The following is a 20,244-nucleotide window of genomic DNA, read 5'->3' as shown; positions in this document are numbered from 1 at the left end:
GCAGACACCGATGCAGGGAGCGCATGACGTGCGGCCGGTAGGCAGCAAGTACCTGCTCGAGGAGCCGCTCGGACGCGGCGCCACGGGCACCGTCTGGCGAGCCCGCCAGCGCGAGACCGCGGGCGCCGAGGCGGCCGTCGCCGGCCAGCCCGGTGAGACCGTCGCCATCAAGGTCCTCAAGGAGGAGCTGGCGAACGACGCGGACGTGGTGATGCGCTTCCTGCGCGAACGCTCCGTCCTGCTCCGCCTCACGCACCCGAACATCGTCCGCACCCGCGACCTGGTCGTCGAGGGCGAGCTGCTCGCCCTCGTCATGGACCTGGTCGACGGCCCGGACCTGCACCGCTACCTGCGGGAGAACGGCCCGTTCTCCCCGGTCGCCGCGTCCCTGCTGACCGCGCAGATCGCCGACGCCCTCGCCGCGAGCCACGCCGACGGCGTCGTGCACCGCGACCTGAAGCCGGCGAACGTGCTGCTCAAGCAGGACGACGCCGGCATGCACCCGATGCTGACCGACTTCGGCATCGCCCGCCTCGCCGACTCCCCGGGCCTGACCCGCACCCACGAGTTCGTCGGCACGCCCGCGTACGTCGCCCCGGAGTCCGCCGAGGGCCGCCCGCAGACCAGCGCCGTCGACGTCTACGGCGCCGGCATCCTGCTCTACGAGCTCGTCACGGGCCGCCCGCCGTTCGCCGGCGGCAGCGCCCTCGAAGTGCTCCACCAGCACCTCAGCTCCGAGCCGCGCCGCCCCTCGACGGTCCCCGACCCGCTGTGGACGGTCATCGAGCGCTGCCTGCGCAAGAACCCGGACGAGCGGCCCAGCGCCGAGAACCTGGCGCGCGGCCTGCGCGCGGTCGCCGAGGGCATCGGCGTGCACGCGAACAGCGCGCAGATCGCCGCCGCCGAGGGCGTGGGCGCGCTCCTCGCCCCGGACCCGCAGCCGGCCCAGGTCCCGGACGCCCCGGGCGCCGCCGACCCCACCCAGGTCCTGCCGAGCAACGCGGCGGCGACCAACCCGGCCGCCGGGTACGACCCGAACGCGGCGACGAGCGTCATGCAGCAGCAGCCCGGCGGCGCCGCCGACCCGACGGCCGTGCTGCCCCCGGTCCCGCAGGACCCGCCGCAGCAGCAGGCGATGCCGGACGCGTGGGGCAACCAGCTGCGCGCGGCCCGCGACCGCAACGAGCAGACGCAGGTCCAGCAGTACGTCGACCCCGACCAGGACCCGCTGCGCCGCCGTCGCCCCCAGCGCCAGGTGGCCCGCCCGCAGCAGGAGCCGCGCAGGCCGCAGCAGCAGTACGCGCAGCAGCAGCCCCAGCAGCAGCCGCAGCGGTACGCGCCCCAGACCCCGCAGCAGCAGCAGTACGCGCCGCCGCAGCCGCCGCCGCAGCAGGCCCGGCCGCCGCGGGAGCCGCGTCAGCGCAGCGCCAACCCGATGAAGATCCCCGGCCTCGGCTGCCTCAAGGGCTGCCTGTTCATGGTCGTGATGCTCTTCGTCGTGAGCTGGCTGGTGTGGGAGTTCACCCCGCTCCAGGACTGGATCGGCACGGGCAAGGGCTACTGGGCCCAGTTGTCCGACTGGTTCTCGACGGTCACCGGCTGGATCGGTGACCTCGGCTCCAGTGGAGGTTCCGGCGGCGCCTGAGCGTCCCGGACCCGTGCCGACACCCCGCCGGGACAGCGATGTTGGAGATTTGTCGACATCCAGCGGGTGATTTCCGCCGCTGATGCGTTGGTCGGCGCCCGAGCCGCGTAGCTTGGGCGCCAACACGCGTCTGTAGGAGCAGTCTTGGCACGGAAGATCGGCAGCCGGTACACCGCCCACCAGATCCTGGGCCGCGGCAGCGCGGGCACGGTGTGGCTCGGCGAGGGGCCCGACGGGCCCGTCGCCATCAAACTGCTGCGCGAGGACCTCGCCTCCGACCAGGAGCTGGTCGGCCGCTTCGTCCAGGAGCGCACCGCCCTGCTGAGCCTCGACCACGCGCGCGTGGTCGGCGTCCACGACCTGGTGGTGGACGGGAACGACCTCGCGCTGGTCATGGACCTGATCCGCGGCACCGACCTGCGCACCCGCCTCGACCGCGAGCGCCGCCTCGCCCCCGAGGCCGCCGTCGCCATCGTGGCCGACGTCGCCGAGGGCCTGGCCGCCGCCCACGCCGCCGGCATCGTCCACCGCGACGTCAAGCCGGAGAACATCCTCCTGGACATGCAGGGCCCGCTCGGCCCCGGCGGCGCCCACCCCGCCCTGCTCACCGACTTCGGCGTCGCCAAGCTGATCGACACCCCGCGCCGCACCCGCGCCTCCAAGGTCGTCGGCACCCCCGACTACCTCGCCCCCGAGATCATCGAGGGCCTCCCGCCGCGCGCCGCCGTCGACATCTACGCCCTCGCCACCGTCCTCTACGAGCTGCTCGCCGGCTTCACCCCCTTCGGCGGCGGCCACCCCGGCGCGATCCTGCGCCGCCACGTCACCGAGACCGTCGTGCCGCTGCCCGGCATCCCCGACGAGCTGTGGCAGCTCCTCGTCCAGTGCCTCGCCAAGGCCCCGGCCTCCCGGCTGCGCGCCTCCGAGATGGCCACCCGGCTGCGCGAGCTCCAGCCGCTGCTCGTCGGCATGGCCCCGCTCGACGTCGACGAGCCCGACGCCGACCCCGCGCCGGAGGAGCAGGAGGCCGCCGCCGACGGGCACGAACAGGAACCCGCCCCGCGCCGCGGCGCCGTCCCGCTGGTCCCCGGCGCCGCCTCCACCGACTCCAACCGCGACACCCACACCTCCATGCGCGTCCCAGCCCCGGACGAGCTGGCCGGCGGCGCCCGCGGCACCGCCCGCGCCCCGCGCGCGTCCGGCGCCCCGCGCCCCGGCTCGGCCCGCAACCGCGCCTCGGCCCGGCGCCGCCGCCTCACGCTGGGCGTCGCCGGAGCCGTCCTGGTCCTGGCCGTCGGCGGCGGCATATGGGCGGCCGGTTCCTCCGGCTCGGACGAGGGCCCGCCCGCGGACAGCGGCAATTCGGCTCCGGCCCACCCGTGAGGCACCGGGAACGGATCACTTGCACCAGCCGTTAGGCTGGTCCTGTGGCAGTCGTCGATGTTTCCGAAGAGCTGAAGTCCCTCTCCTCGACCATGGAGTCGATCGAGGCCGTCCTGGACCTCGACAAGCTGAGGGCAGATATCGCCGTGCTCGAGGAGCAGGCGGCCGCGCCGTCCCTGTGGGACGACCCGGAAGAGGCGCAGAAGATCACCAGCAAGCTGAGCCACCTCCAGGCGGAGGTGCGCAAGGCCGAGGCGCTGCGCGGTCGCATCGACGACCTCTCCGTCCTCTTCGAGATGGCCGAGGAGGAGGACGACCCGGACACCCGCGCCGAGGCGGAGTCCGAGCTGACCTCCGTCAAGAAGGCGCTGGACGAGATGGAAGTCCGTACGCTCCTGAGCGGCGAGTACGACTCCCGCGAGGCGCTGGTCAACATCCGCGCCGAGGCCGGCGGCGTCGACGCCGCGGACTTCGCCGAGCAGCTCCAGCGCATGTACCTGCGCTGGGCCGAGCGCCACGGCTACAAGACGGAGGTCTACGAGACCTCGTACGCGGAAGAGGCCGGCATCAAGTCGACCACCTTCGCCGTCCAGGTCCCGTACGCGTACGGCACGCTCTCCGTCGAGCAGGGCACGCACCGCCTGGTGCGCATCTCGCCGTTCGACAACCAGGGCCGCCGCCAGACGTCCTTCGCCGGCGTCGAGGTGCTCCCCGTCGTCGAGCAGACCGACCACGTCGAGATCGACGAGTCGGACCTGCGCATCGACGTCTACCGTTCCTCGGGCCCCGGCGGCCAGGGCGTGAACACGACGGACTCCGCGGTCCGTCTGACCCACCTCCCCACCGGCATCGTCGTCTCCTGTCAGAACGAGCGCTCGCAGATCCAGAACAAGGCGACCGCGATGAACGTGCTGCAGGCCAAGCTCCTCGAGCGCCAGCGCCAGGAGGAGCGGGCCAAGATGGACGCCCTCAAGGGCGACGGCGGCAGCTCGTGGGGCAACCAGATGCGGTCCTACGTCCTGCACCCGTACCAGATGGTCAAGGACCTGCGCACCGAGTTCGAGGTCGGCAACCCGCAGTCCGTGCTCGACGGCGAGATCGACGGCTTCCTCGAGGCCGGAATTCGCTGGCGCAAGCAGCAGGAGAAGTAAGCGCCGGTTCCCGCCGCTTTATCGACATGACAACTGCCGCCTCAAGGGCGGCAGTTGTCATTTACGGCACTTTCACATATCCGTTCCCCTGCCGAACCGCCCGATATGGGGCATCGCGTGCGCAAACCGCCTTGACGCTGATCGCAAAACTGGGAAGGGTTGCGCGCGGCATGCGTATTCAGTGGACGCGTGTGAACGGGGGCGGGTCGTACGAAGGCCTCTGCTGCCCCTGCTCCGAGCGCGCGCCCTGGCGCTGCTCCATTGACGATTGGCTACTGGGGGTAGCAGACAGATGACCAAGAAGACGCGGATCCGTGTGGCGCGGATAGCCGCTGGTGCGGTGATCGCCGCTGGTGCGTCGCTGACCGCCGCGGGCGCCGCCTCCGCCGCTGACGTGAACATCGGCATCCTCGGCCTCGACGCGAACGTTCACGCGGGCGAGGACGGTATCGGCGCCGGTGTCGGCCTCGGCGAGGGCGACACCGAGGGTACGACCGAGGGCACGTCCGTCGGCGTCTCCGAGGGGACGTCCGAGGGCACCAGCGAAGGTACGTCCGAGGGGACGTCCGAGGGCACCAGCGAAGGTACGTCCGAGGGCACCTCTGAGGGCACCAGCGAGGGCACGTCCGAGGGCACCTCCGTCGGTACCAGCGAGGGCACGTCCGAGGGCACCTCCGTCGGTACCAGCGAGGGCACGTCCGAGGGCACCGTCGGTGAGACCACCGAGGGTGGCGGCAACGGCGGCAACGAGAACGGCGGCTCCGGCAACGGCGGTAACCAGAACGGCGGCTCCGGCAACGGTGGCAACCAGAACGGTGGCGGCAACGGCAACGGTGGCTCCGGCGACAACGGTGGCGGCAACGGAGGTGGCTCGTCCACCGGCGGTGACAACACCAACCCCGACGGCAACAACAACCCCGTCGAGCAGGGCGGCCAGTCCGAGGACGGCCTGAACGACACGGGCTCCGCCCCGGCCGAGCAGACCGGCAACGGCACGGGCAACGGCAAGGGCAACGGCGAGCTGGCCGAGACCGGTTCGTCCGGCACGACCATCCTGCTGATCGGTGCCGCGACCATGATCGCGGGCGGTGTGGGCTTCCGCCTGCTGCCGCGCCTCGCGGGCAACCGCGGCGCCGCCGCGTGAGCTGACGCTCACCGCGCGCACACGGCATGACGAAGGGCCCGGAGCCACACGGCTCCGGGCCCTTTTCGTCGTCCTCGCGCTACACGGGCTGGTGCGTCGCGATCAGTGCCACGGCCGCGATCAGCGCGGCGAGCAGCGCGATCAGCGCCATCGGGGTGAGTCCGGACAGCGGGTTCTCCTGCTGGAGCCGCTCGCGGTTCGCCCGGCACACGGGGCAGCGGCCCTCGCTCACGGGCGACGCGCAGTTCGCGCACACCAACCGGTCATAGGTCATGCGCCGTCCTCCTCACGCGCGGCGGAGCCGGCCGTCCACATACCCACTGGTTCTCTCCGCTCAACGCCTCGGGAAACGCAACCGTTCCCCCTACCACTGTGCCAGTTTCCGGGATTTTCGGCGCGCCTCGGTCCACAGAGCGGCCCTGACCGGCTACAGGGTGGACAAAAGCGGCGCCTCGCCGGCCGTCCACCAGGACAAAACGCGCAACCGGGGACGGCGCCTGCACGCCGCCTCCCCATTCGCGTATGGTCACGCACACCGAGGGGGTGTCTCGGACACCCCCGCCCCCGACGCCCCCGAAGCTCCGAGGCGCACCAGTGATCCGATTCGACAACGTCTCCAAGGTCTACCCCAAGCAGACCCGGCCCGCCCTCAGGGATGTCTCCCTGGAGGTCGAGCGCGGTGAGTTCGTCTTCCTGGTCGGCTCGTCCGGCTCCGGCAAGTCCACGTTCCTGCGCCTGATCCTCCGCGAGGAGCGGTGCAGCCACGGCCAGGTGCACGTCCTGGGCAAGGACCTGGGCCGCGTCTCCAACTGGAAGGTCCCGCAGATCCGCCGCCAGCTCGGCACGGTCTTCCAGGACTTCCGTCTGCTGCCCAACAAGACGGTCGGCGAGAACGTGGCCTTCGCGCAGGAGGTCATCGGCAAGTCCCGCGGCGAGATCCGCAAGTCCGTGCCCCAGGTGCTCGACCTCGTCGGCCTCGGCGGCAAGGAGGAGCGCATGCCCGGTGAGCTCTCCGGCGGTGAGCAGCAGCGCGTGGCCATCGCCCGCGCCTTCGTGAACCGCCCCAAGCTGCTGATCGCGGACGAGCCCACGGGAAACCTGGACCCGCAGACCTCGGTCGGCATCATGAAGCTGCTCGACCGCATCAACCGCACGGGCACCACCGTGGTGATGGCCACCCACGACCAGAACATCGTGGACCAGATGCGCAAGCGCGTCATCGAGCTGGAGAAGGGCCGCCTCGTCCGCGACCAGGCACGCGGCGTCTACGGCTACCAGCACTGAGAAGTACCGAGAGAAGCTGCGAAAGGCTCAGTTAGCGCATGCGTGCCCAATTCGTCCTGTCGGAGATCGGCGTCGGTCTCCGCCGCAATCTCACGATGACCTTCGCCGTCATCATCTCGGTGGCCCTCTCGCTCGCCCTGTTCGGCGGCTCACTCCTGATGAGCGATCAGGTCAACCAGATGAAGGGCTACTGGTACGACAAGGTCAACGTCTCGATCTTCCTGTGCAACAAGGGAGACGCCGAGTCCGACCCGAACTGTGCCAAGGGCCCCGTCACCGCGGACCAGAAGAAGCAGATCCTCTCCGACCTGCACAAGATGCCCGTCGTCGACAAGGTGGCGCACGAGTCGCAGGACGACGCGTACAAGCACTACAAGGAGCAGTTCGGCGACTCCCCGCTGGCCAGTTCGCTGACCCCGGACCAGCTCCAGGAGTCGTACCGGATCAAGCTGAAGGACCCGGAGAAGTACGAGGTCATCGCGACCGCGTTCAACGGGCGGCCCGGCGTGCAGTCCGTGCAGGACCAGAAGGGCGTGCTCGACAACCTCTTCCGGCTGCTCGGCTACCTCAACGTCGCGGCGGGCGCCGTGATGGCCGTGATGCTCGTCGTCGCGCTGCTGCTGATCGTCAACACCGTCCGGGTGTCCGCGTTCAGCCGCCGCCGCGAGACCGGCATCATGCGGCTCGTCGGCGCCTCCGGCTTCTACATCCAGGCGCCGTTCATCATGGAGGCCGCGGTCGCCGGACTCATCGGCGGCGGCATCGCCTGCGTGTTCCTGGCGGCCGGTCAGTACTTCGTGATCGACAACGGCGTGGCCCTGTCGGAGAAGCTGCAGCTCATCAACTTCATCGGCTGGGACGCGGTCCTCACCAAGCTGCCGCTGATCCTCGCGGTGAGCGTGCTGATGCCGGCACTGGCGGCGTTCGTCGCGCTGCGCAAGTACCTGAAGGTGTGACGAGAGTCCCCCACTGACGAGAGCGCCGTACGGACCAACTTTCCGTACGGCGCTTCGCGTTGTCCTAAGACTTGATCCGCAGTTCACCAGAGGGTGGGCTGTGGACTGCACGCGGTACGGGGGCCGGGTTTTCCGGTGTGGTCGCGTACGGGGCGCGGTTCGTCCGGGGCTGCTCGGTTCCGTGGTCCGGCGGTTCGGGGAGCAGAGGCACCTGGTGGTGTGGTGCTGCCACGCGACCCGGCCGCCGGGGCGGTTTCGGGCTCGGTGTGGTTGACTCCCGCAGCGCCTCTTCCAGCGCTTGTGCGTAGGTGATCTGGGCATGTCGGGACAGGGCGGTGTCCAGGTGCGCGGTCTTCGGGTCGTCCGCGTCTTCGATGCGGACGAAGGCGGCGAGTGCGGCGGCGACGAGGTCGCGTTTGCCGGCCAGGCCGCATGCGGGGCACTCGTGCTCGCGGTCCCGCAGGGTCTTGTGCACGCGTTCGCCGCACAGGCAGTGCTGAGACAGGGCGGTGGACCAGGTGGAGGCCCGTAGGAGACGCCCACCTGCGGCCTTGCACTCGATCTCCAGGGCGGAGATCAGCATGCCGGGTGTGGTCTGAGTCAGGCGCTTGCCCCACAGCCGGAACCAGGTGCGGATGTCGCAGTCCTCGACGGTGAGGCGGGGGCCGTGGGCGGCGATGATCTCGCGGGCGACGGCGCGGGCGCGGTGGCGTCGGTACTCGGCTGCGCCGGCGGAGGCCTGGGCCTGTCGGGCGCACAGTTCCCGGTAGCCGCGGGACAGCTGGTCACGACGGAACGCTTGCTTCGGCGCCCCGTCGGACCGGGTGTCCCGGGCACCGCCCGGCACCACCACTGCCTTGGGCGGAAGGCCCTTCTCGGCTCGCCGCTGTGCTCTGTGGGCCTGCTTCTTCGACAGCCCGTACTGTGCGGTGTTCGTGGATCGGCGGGACCGTTCCAGCGCTCGAGCGCGGTCCCGGCCCTTCTTCGTGGTCTTCTCCAGCCGCGCCCGCTCCTGGCCACTCAGCGTGATCTCCGTGGACGTCGGTGGGCCGTCGGCGGGTTCCAGGGACGCGGGGAAGGAGACGACGGACAGGTTGGAGACGTTGCCGTCCACTCCTGCGACCCGGTCCAGCCCGGCCGCCTGATCACGCATGGCACGCACGGTCGGAGAGGCATAGCCCGGGCCGAGGATCATCAGGTGCGCCTCGTACGCCCAGCCGCCCGGCGTACCGGGCTTCCGACGGCGGACGAGATCGACCTTGTGCCAGCGGGTGTCGGCTTCAAGGAAGTGCCGGGCTCGGGCCTCCTGCCCGGGCCCCTGCGGGATGCGGACAGGGAGGACCAGGTCGCCGCGTTCGCTGTCCGGGCCGCCCGCGAACACCACGGCCAGCGGACCGGCGTGGTCCCACCAGGTGGCCTTGCGGGTACCGTCCGCTGACCTTCCGGAGGGCCGTGCGGGCTTCGCCATCCGGCGTGGCTGCAGCAGGCGGTGTCGGCGATGGTCGGTGTAGGCCGTGATGTGGCCGTGGAGGGTGCCGACGAGTCGGAAGGTCTCCCACTTGCGCTCGATGGTGTGGGAGCGGGCGCGGCCGGGGATGCGGGTGAAGTCGTGCCACCGGCCCACACGGGGCCGACCTCGGCGCTCCCCGGTGGCGTCGGGGAACAGGTGGCGCTGCACGCCGTTCCACACCTCGTCAGCCATATGCATGGCCAGGGCCTTCGACGCGTGGTGCTTCAAGTGCCCCGACCCTTCGAGGTGCTTGTACGCACACCGTTCCAGTGCTTCGCGTGAGAGACCGAGGCGCTGTCGGACGGCCTTCGGGCCCCGCGCGCTCCGCTCGTGGAACGCCGCCCAGTAGGCGTCGACCCGGGCGCGGGCGTCGTGCTGGACGGCCCGCTTGAGCGACCACATGGCGCCGAACAGCTTTTCCAGCCGAGTCAGGTCGGCAGGGTCGGTGACGGCCAACGGCAGCACCATCACCGACACCACTCCGTCATCAGGCCGGGTCCACCGCGGACCCTTGTTCTTGCCGCGGAACTTCCGTGCCTGGGCAGCCTGCACCACCCTCACCCCCTCCCGAACACCGTCCTGTCGCTCACTTGCACGCTAGGCAGGAGCAGACGGAACTCACCAGGGTTGCCGGTCGACTGCACCGGGACGTGTGGCGAAGTTCTCCACAACCGGCGAGTAATCCACAACCAGCCAGTAGCTCAGAGGGCCAAGGCACGGCCGTGAAATCTCAGGTGTGGGAACAACGCTGCCCATTTCGCATCGAGTTGAGTACGAAACCCGTCCGGGAAGTGCATTGCACGTCACAGCGGTCTGTTGGGCGGGAAGCAACACCTTGCCGACCTGAACCCCTAGACTCACCGGCATGTCCGGCCCGGAGCTGTTCTCCCGGCCCCGTCGCTTCGGCCGCGGGGCGGCCCTGACATTGGTCTTCGCGAGTGTCCTCGCCGCGGGCGCCGCCGCCGGCGGGCTGCCGGGTGAGCCGAGTGGGTCCGGGGGCGGGCAGGACGATAAGGTCGCCGCCGCGCACCGGGAGCCGCTCGCCGATCCCACGGAGGCCGCCGCCAAGGCGATGGCTGACGGCAAGTCACCCGCCGAGGCCGCCGAGGAGGCCGTCAGCCGCAGCGGCGACCGCTGGGCCGCGGTCTACTCCCAGGGCGAGTACGAGGAGTTCGAGCAGTCCCTCGACGGCGAGTACACCGGCGTCGGCCTGTGGGCGCGGCGCACCGCCGGCGGCGGGCTCCAGGTCACCAAGGTGCGCGACGGCTCGCCCGCTCGACTGGCCGGTGTCCGTGAGGGCGACCGGATCACCTCCGTCGACGGCGAACGCGTCACCGGACGTCCCGTCACCGAGGTCCTCGCCCTGCTGCGCGGCGAGCACGCCGGCACGTCGGTCGAGGTCGGACTGCGGCGCGGCACGCGCGCGTGGACCGAGACGCTGCGCCGCGCCGCCCTGTCCACCGATCCGGTCAGCGTGACCCGGCTCGGCGACGACGGCACCCTCGTGAAGGTGAGCGCGTTCACCAAGGGCGCGGGCGCGCAGGTGCGCACCGCGGTCCGGGCCGCCCCCGCGGGCGGCGGCCTCGTCCTCGATCTGCGGGGGAACTCGGGCGGTCTGGTCACCGAGGCGGTCACGGCGGCCTCCGCGTTCCTCGACGGCGGGCTCGTCGCCACGTACGACGTGCGCGGCACGCAGCGGGCGCTGCACGCCGAGCGCGGCGGCGACACCACCAGACCCGTGGTCGTGCTCGTCGACAGCGGGACGATGAGCGCGGCCGAACTGCTGACCGGAGCCCTGCAGGACCGTGGTCGCGCGGTCGTCGTGGGCGCCCGCACCTTCGGCAAGGGCTCGGTCCAGATGCCGAGCCGGCTGCCCGACGGCTCCGTGGTGGAGCTGACCGTCGGGCACTACCGCACTCCTTCGGGCGGCAGCGTCGACGGCCGGGGCATCACCCCGGACCTGGAGGTCGACGCGGCGGCGCTGCGTCGGGCCGAGACAGTATTGAGTGGCCTCGGGACCCCCTCGTAGTGCGAAAATAGCCAGCACTATGGCCAAGGGAATGTACGTACCGAAGGAGTCCCAGCCCAAGCAGGGCAAGGGGGACGCGTCCAAGAAGGACGGCAAGCGCAAGATCGTCGCGCAGAACAAGAAGGCGCGGCACGACTACCTGATCATGGACACCTACGAGGCCGGCATCGTGCTGTCCGGCACCGAGGTCAAGTCGCTGCGCCAGGGGCGGACCTCCCTGGCGGACGCCTTCGTCCAGATCGACGGGAACGAGGCGTGGCTGCACAACGCCCACATCCCGGAGTACAGCCAGGGCACCTGGACCAACCACGCCGTGCGCCGCAAGCGCAAGCTGCTGCTGCACCGCGAGGAGATCGACAAGCTGGAGGCGAAGTCCCAGGAGTCGGGTCACACGATCGTGACTCTCGCGATCTACTTCAAGGACGGCCGTGCCAAGGCCGAGATCGCGCTCGCCAAGGGCAAGAAGGAGTACGACAAGCGGCAGACGCTGCGCGAGCAGCAGGACCGCCGGGACTCGGACCGCGCCATCGCGGCGGCGAAGCGGCGGCAGCGGGCGCGGGAGCGCTGACCCGCGGAGCGGGGCGGCGGGAATAGGCTGGCACCGCCCGGCGTTGTTCACGTACGATGGCACTGCTCCTCAGCGCAGGGGCACCCGGATCGAAAGATCCATTTTGAAAAAAACACATGGGGATGATCGGTTTCGACAGCGGCTGTCGAAGCAGGTGAAGCGTGTCGAGGAAGCGGCAATGATCTCGTAAACCATATGCCGCAACCAATAATCGCCAATTCCAAGAGCGATTCCCAGTCCTTCGCCCTCGCTGCCTAATAACAGCGACTGAAGGACCCTAAAAGGGTGTCAGCCCGGGAGTGTTCCCGACCCGGATCCTGGCATAATCTAGGGAACTAAACCATCGAGCCCGGTCACGGGGTTCGATGGGAAATCAAACAGTGACTGGGCCCGTCGGCGACTTGTTCGCGTGATCACCGGGGCCGAGAAAATCGAAGCGAACTGCACACGGAGAAGCCCTGCTGCTGCACCGTTGGACGCGGGTTCGATTCCCGCCATCTCCACTCATCCCATGCGATTCAGGCCCGACCGTCTTCGACGGCCGGGCCTTTGTCGTGTGCGGGCGGTGCCCATTCGGGCGGTGCTCAGACGATGTGGCGGCCGCCGTCCACGGTGAGGACGTCGCCTGTGGTGTACGCGGCGTCCAGCAGATAGAGCGCGGCCTCGGCCACGTCCTCGGGTGTGCCCACGCGGCGCAGCGGGGTGTTCGCCGTGATCCAGTCCCGCGAGCTCTCCCAGACCTCCTCGGCCTCCGCGTACCAGGGGGTGTCGATCAGGCCGGGCGCGATCGCGTTCACCCGGACCTCCGGGCCGAGCTGGGAGGCGAGCAGCCGGGTCAGGTGGTTCACCGCGGCCTTGCTCACCGCGTACGGGATCGAGCTGCCCAGCGCCCGGGTCGCCGAGACCGAGGAGACGTTGACGACGGCTCCGGCGCCGGAGGCGCGCAGATGCGGGGCCGCGGCCGTGACCATCTGCCAGACGCCGATCACGTTGACGTCGAGGAGGTCCCGCCAGGTGTCGGCGCCGACCGCGTCGAGGTCGTCGAGCGGGATGAAGCGGGTCGCGCCCGCGTTGTTCACCAGCACGTCGAGCCGGCCGTACGCGTCGATCGCGGTCTGCACGATGCGCTGCGCGTCGGCCGGGTCGGACACGTCGCCGCGCACGTACACCGCCTCCGGGAGCTGTGCGGCCAGCTCCCGGCCCGCGGCCTCGCTGCCGGACGAGTTCACGACGACCCGGAGGCCCTCCGCCGCGAACCGGCGGGCCATGGCCGCGCCGATCCCGGAGGACGAACCCGTGATGACCGCGACGCGGTTCTCTCCCATGTGACTGCCCCCTGCTGTGTGTGGCTGTGTGGCTCGCCTGTGTGTGGCAGTGTGGCTCGCCGTTGGTTGTTTGCCGGGGGGAGTGGATCACAGATTCCCGTCAGATGGAATTTGTTTTCCGTGATGTGGAAGTGTGGGGGTGGTTATCGGCCGGGGCGGCGCGCGTACCCGTACAGGGACAGGAGCAGGGCGCAGGTGGCCGCCGTGACCGGGACCGCGTACGCCGCCGTCGGGCCCCAGTGCTCCACCGCCGTGCCGCCCAGCGCCGAGCCGCACGCGATGCCGCCGAGCAGGCCGGTGACGGCTAGGGTCATGCCCTCGTTCAACTGGGCCGCCGGTGTGCGCTGTTGGATCAGGGTCATGCCCGCCACCATCGTCGGCGCGGTCGCCATCCCCGCGATCAGGAGCGCGCCGCCGAGCACGAACAGGGAGCCGGTGAGCGCGGCGGCGAGCAGGGGCAGGGTCATCAGGGCCGTCATCGCCGCCACGCACAGCGGATGCCTGCGGTCGGCGGGGCCGGTGGGCTTGAGGGCGCCGTTGACCAGGCCCGCCGCGCCCGAGCCCGCGGCCTGCAGCGCCAGGATCGCGCCCGCCCACACCTTGTGGCCCTGCGCGTCGGCGAACGCCACCGTGACGACTTCGAGCGAACCGAAGATCCCGCCCGTCGCGAGGAAGGAGAGGAGCAGCGGCGGCATGCCCCGGACGCGCAGCGGGGTACGTGAGCTCTCCGTGCGGGCGTGGACCGGGGGTTCCGTCGAGCGCTGCGCGGCGAAGACGAGGATGCCGCTCACCATCAGGAACACCGAGGCCAGCGTGCCCGCCTCCGGGAACAGCGACCCGCACAGGAAGGCGGCGACGACCGGGCCGAGCATGTAGCAGAACTCGTCCGCCGCCTGCTCGAAGGAGTTCGCGGTGTGCAGGGCGTCCGGGTCGTCGTCGAGCAGGTGCGCCCAGCGGGCCCGGGACATGCCGCCCGTGTTGGGTGTCGCCGCCGTCGCCAGGTACGCGGCGAACAGTGTCCAGTCGGGCGCCCCGAACCGCACGCACAGCAGCAGGCCGAGCGAACCGCACGCCGAGACCGCGACCGCGGGGACCGCGACCCTGGCCTGCCCGAGCCGGTCCACCAGGCGGGCCGTCCACGGCCCGACGACCGCGTTGGCGACCAGGCCCGTCGCCGTGACCGCCCCGGCGAGCGCGTAGGAGCCGCGCACCCCCGAGATCATGATCACGGCACTGATGCTGAACATGCCCTGAGGGAACCGGGCGAGGAGATTGCCGAGGGTGAAGGCGCGGGCACCGGGGACCGAGGAGAGTCGCCGGTAGGACCCGTGACGGCGCGCGGGTCGGGTCCCGCTCGGGTGGGGTGTGGCGTCGCGGCGAGGAGGGGCGGGGAGGGTGCCGGCGCCGGGGGGTGTGTCGGCGGGGAGGGCGTCGTGGCCGGTGGGTGGGGTGAGGGCGTCTGGCATGGCACGAGCCTCGCCTCGGGGCCGGGCCGGGGTCCAACACCTGTTCGGTGCCGATTCACGCGGCTGCGTTGTAAGTTCGGGCGATGTCGTCGTCGTACGTCGAACCCCGTCTGCTGCGCGCCTTCCTCGCCGTCGCCGAGGAACTGCACTTCACCCGGGCCGCCGCCCGGCTCTACGTCGCCCAGCAGGCGCTGAGCCGAGACATCCGGCGCCTGGAGCGCGAGCTCGGTGCCGAGCTGTTCGCGCGGACCACCCGGCAGGTCACGCTCACCGCCGACGGGGCGCGGCTGCTGCCCCACGCGCGGCGGGCGATCGAGGCGCAGGACGCGCTGCTCGCCGCGTTCGCCGGGCCCCCGCCGGAGCGCGGGCCGCTCCTCGTGGACGTGAACAGCCCGGGGCTCGCGCACGAGCGGGTGCTGGCGCGGGCCCGCGAACTCGCCCCCGAGCAGGAGCTGATGACCCGCTACGAGAGCGGTCTGACCGGCGCCGCCGCCGAGATCCTCGCCGGGCGCCTCGACGTGTCCTTCGGCCGGTTCGCCGGACTCGATCCGGCCGTCCGGGCCCGCCTCGACCAGCAGCCGGTGCGCTACGAGCCGATGGCGATCGTGCTGCCCGAGGACCATCCGCTGGCCGCGCTCGACGCGGTGCCGCTGGACCGGCTCGCGGGGGAGACCGTGTACGCGGGGGCGGGCAATCCGCGGACCCCGGAGTGGACCGACCTGGCCCGGCGGCTGTTCGAGGGCCGGGGTATCGCGGTCGCGCCGCCGGCACCGCTCGCCGTCGGGCAGGAGGAATTCCGGCGGATCATGACCAAATACCGGAATCCCGTCCTCACGGGAGTGGACTTTCCGGCCATGCCCGGGACGGTCCGCAGGCCGCTCGTCGACCCGGTACCTCTGTCACCCGTGTCGCTGGTGTGGCGCAAGGGGCGACAACACCCGGGAATCCAGGCGCTGCAGGCCGCGGCGACCGCGCTCGCGGCCGAGAACGGCTGGCTCGAACATCCCGCGAATGGCTGGATTCCGACCATGGATGCACGCATCATGATGAGGCGGACCTGAGGCGTGACCACGAGCGTCACCCGGGTGCGCTACATTCTTGGTCCGGGCGCAGTGTGATAAGGGGGGCGCCCGGATCGGGTGGGGGCCCGGTCCGGCCGACGATGCTCGGACAGTCGCGTGCGCACCCCATGAAACATGCCCCTGGGGGGAAGAGCGTACGGTGGAAAATTGGCGTGAAAATGCCCAGATCGGGCAGACGCATGATCCGAACGAGGTGACGGTCCAGCTCGACGGCGCGGGCCGCCAGCTGAGCGAACTCCTCGCGACCACGTCGGGCCCCGGCGCTCCCGTGCCGGACGACAAGGAAGTCCCCGTCTTCGTCGACGACTCGGGGCGCCGCAGCCGTACCTTCCGCCGCATAGGCGTGGCCGTCGGCATGGCCTGCGCCGCGTACGCCGTGGTCGTCGTGGCCACCCTGCTCTCGGGCAACTCCAGCGCGCCCTGGCTGCCGATGGAGGCCGAACACAAGGGCCCCGCGGGGCAGGTCGACACCGAGCCGCTCCTTCCCGCCGACTCCGCGACACCCACCGCGTCCCCCGGCGACACCCCGTCCCCGGGCGCCTCCGGCTCCGCCTCGCCGGGCGCGAGCACCGAGCCCGGCGCCAGTACCGCGCCGGCCACCGGCACCCCCGGCGACACCACGACCGGCACCGGCACCACCCCCGCCGACCGGCCCACCGGCGGCGGCAGGACCACCCCGCCCCCGGTCGATCCGCCGGACCCGACGGACGCCCCGCCCCCGACCCAGGGCCCGACCGACGGTCCCACCGAGCCCGCCACGACGCCCCCGGTCGAGCCGACCGACGACCCGCCCGCCGAGCCCGCAGGCGGCGGCACGGACACCGTCGCGTCCCGGACCCTCGCCCCGAGCACCGGCGCCGATGCCTCGGCCCCGCCCGTCGCGTCCCCCGAAAGCAGCGTCCTGTAGATGTCCCACCGCTCACGTCCCCGGCGGCACAGCGCTGCCCGCAGACGCCGGCTCCCGCTGCGCTATCTGCTGCCCGTCCTGCTCCTCGTGGCGATGCTCGCGATGCTCATGCTCCGCGGCTACGTGCACAGCGAGATCATGGCCGACCACCGCATCCAGCCCGAGGCGGCCACCGACCACGTCCCCGAGAAGATCCTCGAGGGCGGCCCCGTCATCGACACCCGGGGCGGCCAGGAGAGCAGCCGGTCCATCGACGACCACCAGCTGGTCCTCACCTTCGACGACGGCCCCGACCCGGAGTGGACCCCCAAGGTCCTCGACGTCCTGAAGAAGCACGACGCGCACGCCGTCTTCTTCGTCACCGGCACCATGGCCTCCCGCTACCCCGGCCTCGTCCAGCGCATGGTCGAGGAGGGCCACGAGGTCGGCCTGCACACCTTCAACCACCCCGACCTCTCCTACCAGTCGAGCAAGCGCATCGACTGGGAGCTGTCGCAGAACCAGCTCGCCCTGGAGGGCGCCGCCGGGGTGCGCACCTCCCTGTTCCGGCCGCCGTACTCCTCGTTCGCCGACGCCATGGACGACAAGTCCTGGCCCGTCACGAAGTACATCGGCTCGCGCGGCTACATCACGGTCGTCAACAACACCGACAGTGAGGACTGGCAGCGCCCCGGCGTCGACGAGATCATCCGCCGCGCCACCCCGCACCACGGCAAGGGCGCCATCGTCCTCATGCACGACTCCGGCGGCGACCGCTCGCAGACCGTCGCCGCTCTGGACCGCTTCCTGCCCGAGCTTCAGCACCACGGCTACAAGTTCCAGAACCTGACCGAGGCCCTCGGCATCGCCAGCGCCCACACGCCCGTCACCGGCCTCGAACTGGCCAAGGGCAAGGCCTGGATCTACGCCGTGCAGGCCTCGGAGAACATCACGACCGTGCTGGTCGGCGGGCTCGCCGTCATCGGCGTCCTCGTCATGGGCCGCTTCGTCCTGATGCTGCTGCTCTCCGTGATCCACGCCCGCCGCGTGCGCCGCAAGGGCTTCGCCTGGGGCCCGCCGATCACCGAGCCCGTCTCGGTCCTCGTGCCCGCCTACAACGAGGCGAAGTGCATCGAGAACACGGTCCGTTCGCTCATGCTCAGCGAGCACCCCATCGAGGTCATCGTCATCGACGACGGCTCCAGCGACGGCACCGCCCGCATCGTCGAGAACCTGCGGCTGCCCAACGTACGGGTGGTCCGCCAGCTCAACGCGGGCAAGCCCGCCGCCCTCAACCGCGGTCTGGCCAACGCCCGCTTCGACCTCGTCGTGATGATGGACGGCGACACCGTCTTCGAGCCGTCCACCGTGCGCGAGCTCGTCCAGCCCTTCGGCGACCCGCGCGTCGGCGCCGTCGCCGGCAACGCGAAGGTGGGTAACCGGGACTCCCTCATCGGTGCCTGGCAGCACATCGAGTACGTGATGGGCTTCAACCTCGACCGCCGCATGTACGACATCCTGCGCTGCATGCCGACCATCCCCGGCGCCGTCGGAGCCTTCCGGCGCAGCGCCCTGGAGCCCATCGGCGGCATGAGCGACGACACGCTCGCCGAGGACACCGACGTCACCATGGCGCTGCACCGCGAGGGCTGGCAGGTCGTCTACGCGGAGAACGCGCGCGCGTGGACCGAGGCCCCCGAGTCCGTCCAGCAGCTCTGGTCCCAGCGCTACCGCTGGTCGTACGGCACGATGCAGGCCATCTGGAAGCACCGCCGCGCGCTCGTCGAATCCGGCCCCTCCGGCCGCTTCGGCCGGGTCGGCCTGCCGCTCGTCTCCCTGTTCATGGTCCTCGCCCCGCTGCTCGCGCCCCTCATCGACGTCTTCTTCCTCTACGGCGTCGTGTTCGGGCCCACGCAGAAGACGATCATCGCCTGGCTCGGCGTCCTCGCCCTCCAGGCCGTCTGCGCGGCCTACGCCTTCCGCCTCGACAAGGAACGGATGACGCACCTCATATCCCTCCCGCTCCAGCAGCTCCTGTACCGGCAGTTGATGTACGTCGTGCTGCTCCAGTCCTGGATCACCGCGCTCACCGGCGGCCGGCTGCGCTGGCAGAAGCTGCGCCGCACCGGAGCGGTGGGGGCGGCGCCCGGAGCGCTGCCGCACCAGCGGAACGCGGCGGTGGCAGGAGACGACAGGAGGCCCGTGGCATGACGTATCCCCAGGAACCCCAGTACCGGGACCCGCAGTACCGCGACCCGCAGCACCGAGAACCCCAGTACCAGGACCCGCAGTACGCCTACGTCCCGGCGCAGCCCGCGCAGACGGCGGCCCTTCCGGTCGTCGAGGAGCCCGAGGCGAAGCCCGCGCCCAAGAAGCCCGGGCGCGACCGGTACCTCGACCTGCTCCGCACCACCGCGCTGGTCCGCGTCGTCGTCTACCACCTGTTCGGCTGGGCCTGGCTGACGGTGCTGTTCCCGTCCATGGGCGTGATGTTCGCGCTCGCCGGATCCCTGATGGCCCGCTCCCTGAGCCGGCCCGCCCTCGGCGTGATCCGCGGCCGCATCCGGCGACTGCTGCCGCCGATGTGGGCGTTCAGCGTCGTCGTCCTCACGCTGCTCTTCGCGGGCGGCTGGAACCCGGGCAAGGACCCGGACAACGGCGGCACCTGGGGCTGGGTCAGCCTCTTCAACTACCTCGTGCCGATCGGCGCCCCCAGCTTCCCCTGGCACCTCGGCGACAAGGCGGGCCTTCTGGAGGACACCTGGCCGGCCCAGGCCGCCGGTCCGCTCTGGTACCTGCGCGCCTACATGTGGTTCGTGATCGCCTCGCCGCTGCTCCTCTGGGCGTTCCGCAAGGTGCCGTGGGCGACGCTGCTCGCTCCGCTCGGCCTCACCGCGATCGTCGGCACCGGCCTCGTCACCATCCCCGGCGAGACGGGCAACGCGGTCACCGACTTCGCCGTCTACGGCAGCTGCTGGGTGCTCGGCTTCGCCCACCACGAGGGGCTGCTCGCCAAAGTCCCGCGCTACCTCGCCGTGTCCTGCTCCGCGCTCGTCATGGCCTTCGGCCTGTGGTGGGCCTCCGGGCACCTCGGGCCCGACGGCTGGGACCTCAACGACATCCCGCTGGCCCAGGCCACCTGGTCCTTCGGCTTCGTCGTCATCCTGCTCCAGTACTCGCCGTCCTGGCAGGAGCTGCCCGGCCGGCTGGCCAAGTGGGACAAGGTCGTCACCCTGTCCAACAACCGGGCCGTCACGATCTATCTCTGGCACAACATGCTGATCATGGCGACGGTGCCGATCATCGACCTCGCGTACGACCTGCCGTTCATGGAGAACGAGCGGTGGAGCGGGGCGCTGGACACGACGTACATGCTGTGGATGTTCGTCCTGGTGTGGCCGTTGATCGCGCTGGCGGTTCTCGGGGTCGGCTGGATCGAGGACCTCGCGGCGAAGCGGGCGCCTCGGCTTTGGCCGGACGGTTCTAAGCGGAGGGGTGCGCGCGGGGCTCGGCGGGGGTAGCGCCTGCTCGTGTGCGGGGTGCCCTTGTCGGGCGGCTGCGGGCTTCGTCGTGGCTGGTCGCGCAGTTCCCCGCGCCCCTGAAATGCAGACGCTTCGCGTCGCATTTCCCCGATGGGGCGCCGCCCCGATGGAGATGGCGCACGAAGTGCGCATCTCCAGGGGCGCGGGGAACTGCGCGACCAGCCCCCACCGGCCCGCGGTGGCGCACGAGACCGGAACACGGGGCGCCGCGGACTCACCACCCGTTCCCCCGGAGGGTGAGCGCAACGTTCCAACCCGGTCACCTCATCGCGC

General features: G+C 71.1%; 16 protein-coding genes and 1 other RNA gene. 13 read left to right on the top strand and 4 right to left on the bottom strand.

Translation table 11 applies throughout. The annotated features are described in order from the left end of the window. Positions 1-28 precede the first annotated feature (28 nt). The 4 genes from ACZ4E1_RS26905 to ACZ4E1_RS26890 all read left to right on the top strand — a co-directional run bounded on the left by ACZ4E1_RS26905 (position 29) and on the right by ACZ4E1_RS26890 (position 5,323). A complete protein-coding gene (locus tag ACZ4E1_RS26905) occupies positions 29-1,645 on the top strand; it encodes a serine/threonine-protein kinase (RefSeq protein ID WP_467543878.1) in 1,617 nt (538 codons plus the stop codon). Between the two features lie 144 nt (positions 1,646-1,789). Then, the gene (locus tag ACZ4E1_RS26900) at positions 1,790-3,028 is read left to right on the top strand and encodes a serine/threonine-protein kinase (protein ID WP_467543723.1); all 1,239 of its coding nucleotides are present in this window, start codon (positions 1,790-1,792) and stop codon (positions 3,026-3,028) included. A gap of 44 nt (positions 3,029-3,072) precedes the next feature. Beyond that, positions 3,073-4,179 (top strand): peptide chain release factor 2, encoded by a 1,107-nt coding sequence (gene prfB / locus ACZ4E1_RS26895; RefSeq protein WP_467543719.1) that lies wholly within the window; start codon positions 3,073-3,075, stop codon positions 4,177-4,179. Positions 4,180-4,471: 292 nt separating this feature from the next. Then, positions 4,472-5,323, top strand: a complete 852-nt coding sequence (locus tag ACZ4E1_RS26890; RefSeq protein WP_467543715.1) for a hypothetical protein — start codon at positions 4,472-4,474, stop codon at positions 5,321-5,323. A 79-nt stretch (positions 5,324-5,402) separates the two neighbouring features. On the opposite strand, the gene ACZ4E1_RS26885 is transcribed toward ACZ4E1_RS26890, so the two are convergent. Beyond that, the gene (locus ACZ4E1_RS26885; RefSeq protein WP_467543712.1) at positions 5,403-5,597 is read right to left on the bottom strand and encodes a hypothetical protein; all 195 of its coding nucleotides are present in this window, start codon (positions 5,595-5,597) and stop codon (positions 5,403-5,405) included. 320 nt (positions 5,598-5,917) lie between these two features. On the opposite strand from ACZ4E1_RS26885, the gene ftsE reads away from it, so the two are divergent. Both ftsE and ftsX read left to right on the top strand, forming a co-directional pair. Continuing rightward, entirely contained in the window at positions 5,918-6,607 is a 690-nt protein-coding gene (gene ftsE / locus ACZ4E1_RS26880) for a cell division ATP-binding protein FtsE (protein WP_026245701.1), read from the top strand. Between the two features lie 38 nt (positions 6,608-6,645). Beyond that, positions 6,646-7,563: a permease-like cell division protein FtsX gene (ftsX, locus tag ACZ4E1_RS26875; protein WP_467543708.1), complete on the top strand. Its 918-nt coding sequence runs from the start codon at positions 6,646-6,648 to the stop codon at positions 7,561-7,563. A gap of 64 nt (positions 7,564-7,627) precedes the next feature. Here ftsX and ACZ4E1_RS26870 read toward each other — a convergent pair whose 3' ends face one another. Further along, positions 7,628-9,628: a zinc ribbon domain-containing protein gene (locus tag ACZ4E1_RS26870; protein WP_467543706.1), complete on the bottom strand. Its 2,001-nt coding sequence runs from the start codon at positions 9,626-9,628 to the stop codon at positions 7,628-7,630. Between the two features lie 310 nt (positions 9,629-9,938). On the opposite strand from ACZ4E1_RS26870, the gene ACZ4E1_RS26865 reads away from it, so the two are divergent. From ACZ4E1_RS26865 to ssrA, 3 genes are all read left to right on the top strand, one after another. Continuing rightward, positions 9,939-11,102, top strand: a complete 1,164-nt coding sequence (locus ACZ4E1_RS26865) for a S41 family peptidase (protein WP_467543703.1) — start codon at positions 9,939-9,941, stop codon at positions 11,100-11,102. Between the two features lie 31 nt (positions 11,103-11,133). Further along, the gene (gene smpB / locus ACZ4E1_RS26860; RefSeq protein WP_467543701.1) at positions 11,134-11,670 is read left to right on the top strand and encodes an SsrA-binding protein SmpB; all 537 of its coding nucleotides are present in this window, start codon (positions 11,134-11,136) and stop codon (positions 11,668-11,670) included. 118 nt (positions 11,671-11,788) lie between these two features. Then, positions 11,789-12,176, top strand: a transfer-messenger RNA (tmRNA) gene (gene ssrA / locus ACZ4E1_RS26855). 78 nt (positions 12,177-12,254) lie between these two features. Here the strand turns inward: ssrA and ACZ4E1_RS26850 are convergent. Together ACZ4E1_RS26850 and ACZ4E1_RS26845 are read right to left on the bottom strand one after the other, a co-directional pair. Then, a complete protein-coding gene (locus ACZ4E1_RS26850) occupies positions 12,255-12,995 on the bottom strand; it encodes an SDR family NAD(P)-dependent oxidoreductase (RefSeq protein ID WP_467543697.1) in 741 nt (246 codons plus the stop codon). 143 nt (positions 12,996-13,138) lie between these two features. Beyond that, positions 13,139-14,461: an MFS transporter gene (locus ACZ4E1_RS26845; RefSeq protein WP_467543692.1), complete on the bottom strand. Its 1,323-nt coding sequence runs from the start codon at positions 14,459-14,461 to the stop codon at positions 13,139-13,141. An 83-nt stretch (positions 14,462-14,544) separates the two neighbouring features. Here ACZ4E1_RS26845 and ACZ4E1_RS26840 point away from each other — a divergent pair, with 83 nt between their 5' ends. The 4 genes from ACZ4E1_RS26840 (at position 14,545) to ACZ4E1_RS26825 (ending at position 19,950) form a co-directional block, all read left to right on the top strand. Continuing rightward, on the top strand, positions 14,545-15,522 hold the full coding sequence (locus ACZ4E1_RS26840; RefSeq protein ID WP_467543690.1) for a LysR family transcriptional regulator: 978 nt from the start codon (positions 14,545-14,547) through the stop codon (positions 15,520-15,522). A gap of 214 nt (positions 15,523-15,736) precedes the next feature. Then, positions 15,737-16,450, top strand: coding sequence for a hypothetical protein (locus ACZ4E1_RS26835; protein ID WP_467543687.1), 714 nt, complete (start codon positions 15,737-15,739; stop codon positions 16,448-16,450). Continuing rightward, positions 16,451-18,640, top strand: coding sequence for a polysaccharide deacetylase family protein (locus ACZ4E1_RS26830; RefSeq protein ID WP_467543684.1), 2,190 nt, complete (start codon positions 16,451-16,453; stop codon positions 18,638-18,640). It begins immediately after the preceding gene. Continuing rightward, positions 18,637-19,950: an acyltransferase family protein gene (locus ACZ4E1_RS26825; RefSeq protein WP_467543681.1), complete on the top strand. Its 1,314-nt coding sequence runs from the start codon at positions 18,637-18,639 to the stop codon at positions 19,948-19,950. Before ACZ4E1_RS26830 ends, ACZ4E1_RS26825 begins: the two co-directional genes overlap by 4 nt. Positions 19,951-20,244: the final 294 nt, after the last annotated feature.

The sequence above is a fragment of the Streptomyces sp. NPDC025806 genome, from assembly GCF_055558275.1.
Note: the sequence above shows the minus strand (reverse complement) of the source record. Positions and strands in the feature narration are given on the sequence as shown.

Bases quoted from the DNA above. Each gene is read 5' to 3' on its own strand.
- ACZ4E1_RS26845 (WP_467543692.1), bottom strand. From the start codon at position 14,461: ATGCCAGACGCCCTCACCCCACCCACCGGCCACGACGCCCTCCCCGCC.
- ACZ4E1_RS26890 (WP_467543715.1), top strand. From the start codon at position 4,472: ATGACCAAGAAGACGCGGATCCGTGTGGCGCGGATAGCCGCTGGTGCG.
- ACZ4E1_RS26825 (WP_467543681.1), top strand. From the start codon at position 18,637: ATGACGTATCCCCAGGAACCCCAGTACCGGGACCCGCAGTACCGCGAC.
- ACZ4E1_RS26850 (WP_467543697.1), bottom strand. From the start codon at position 12,995: ATGGGAGAGAACCGCGTCGCGGTCATCACGGGTTCGTCCTCCGGGATC.
- ACZ4E1_RS26830 (WP_467543684.1), top strand. From the start codon at position 16,451: ATGTCCCACCGCTCACGTCCCCGGCGGCACAGCGCTGCCCGCAGACGC.
- smpB (WP_467543701.1), top strand. From the start codon at position 11,134: ATGTACGTACCGAAGGAGTCCCAGCCCAAGCAGGGCAAGGGGGACGCG.
- ACZ4E1_RS26885 (WP_467543712.1), bottom strand. From the start codon at position 5,597: ATGACCTATGACCGGTTGGTGTGCGCGAACTGCGCGTCGCCCGTGAGC.
- ACZ4E1_RS26865 (WP_467543703.1), top strand. From the start codon at position 9,939: ATGTCCGGCCCGGAGCTGTTCTCCCGGCCCCGTCGCTTCGGCCGCGGG.
- ACZ4E1_RS26840 (WP_467543690.1), top strand. From the start codon at position 14,545: ATGTCGTCGTCGTACGTCGAACCCCGTCTGCTGCGCGCCTTCCTCGCC.
- ftsX (WP_467543708.1), top strand. From the start codon at position 6,646: ATGCGTGCCCAATTCGTCCTGTCGGAGATCGGCGTCGGTCTCCGCCGC.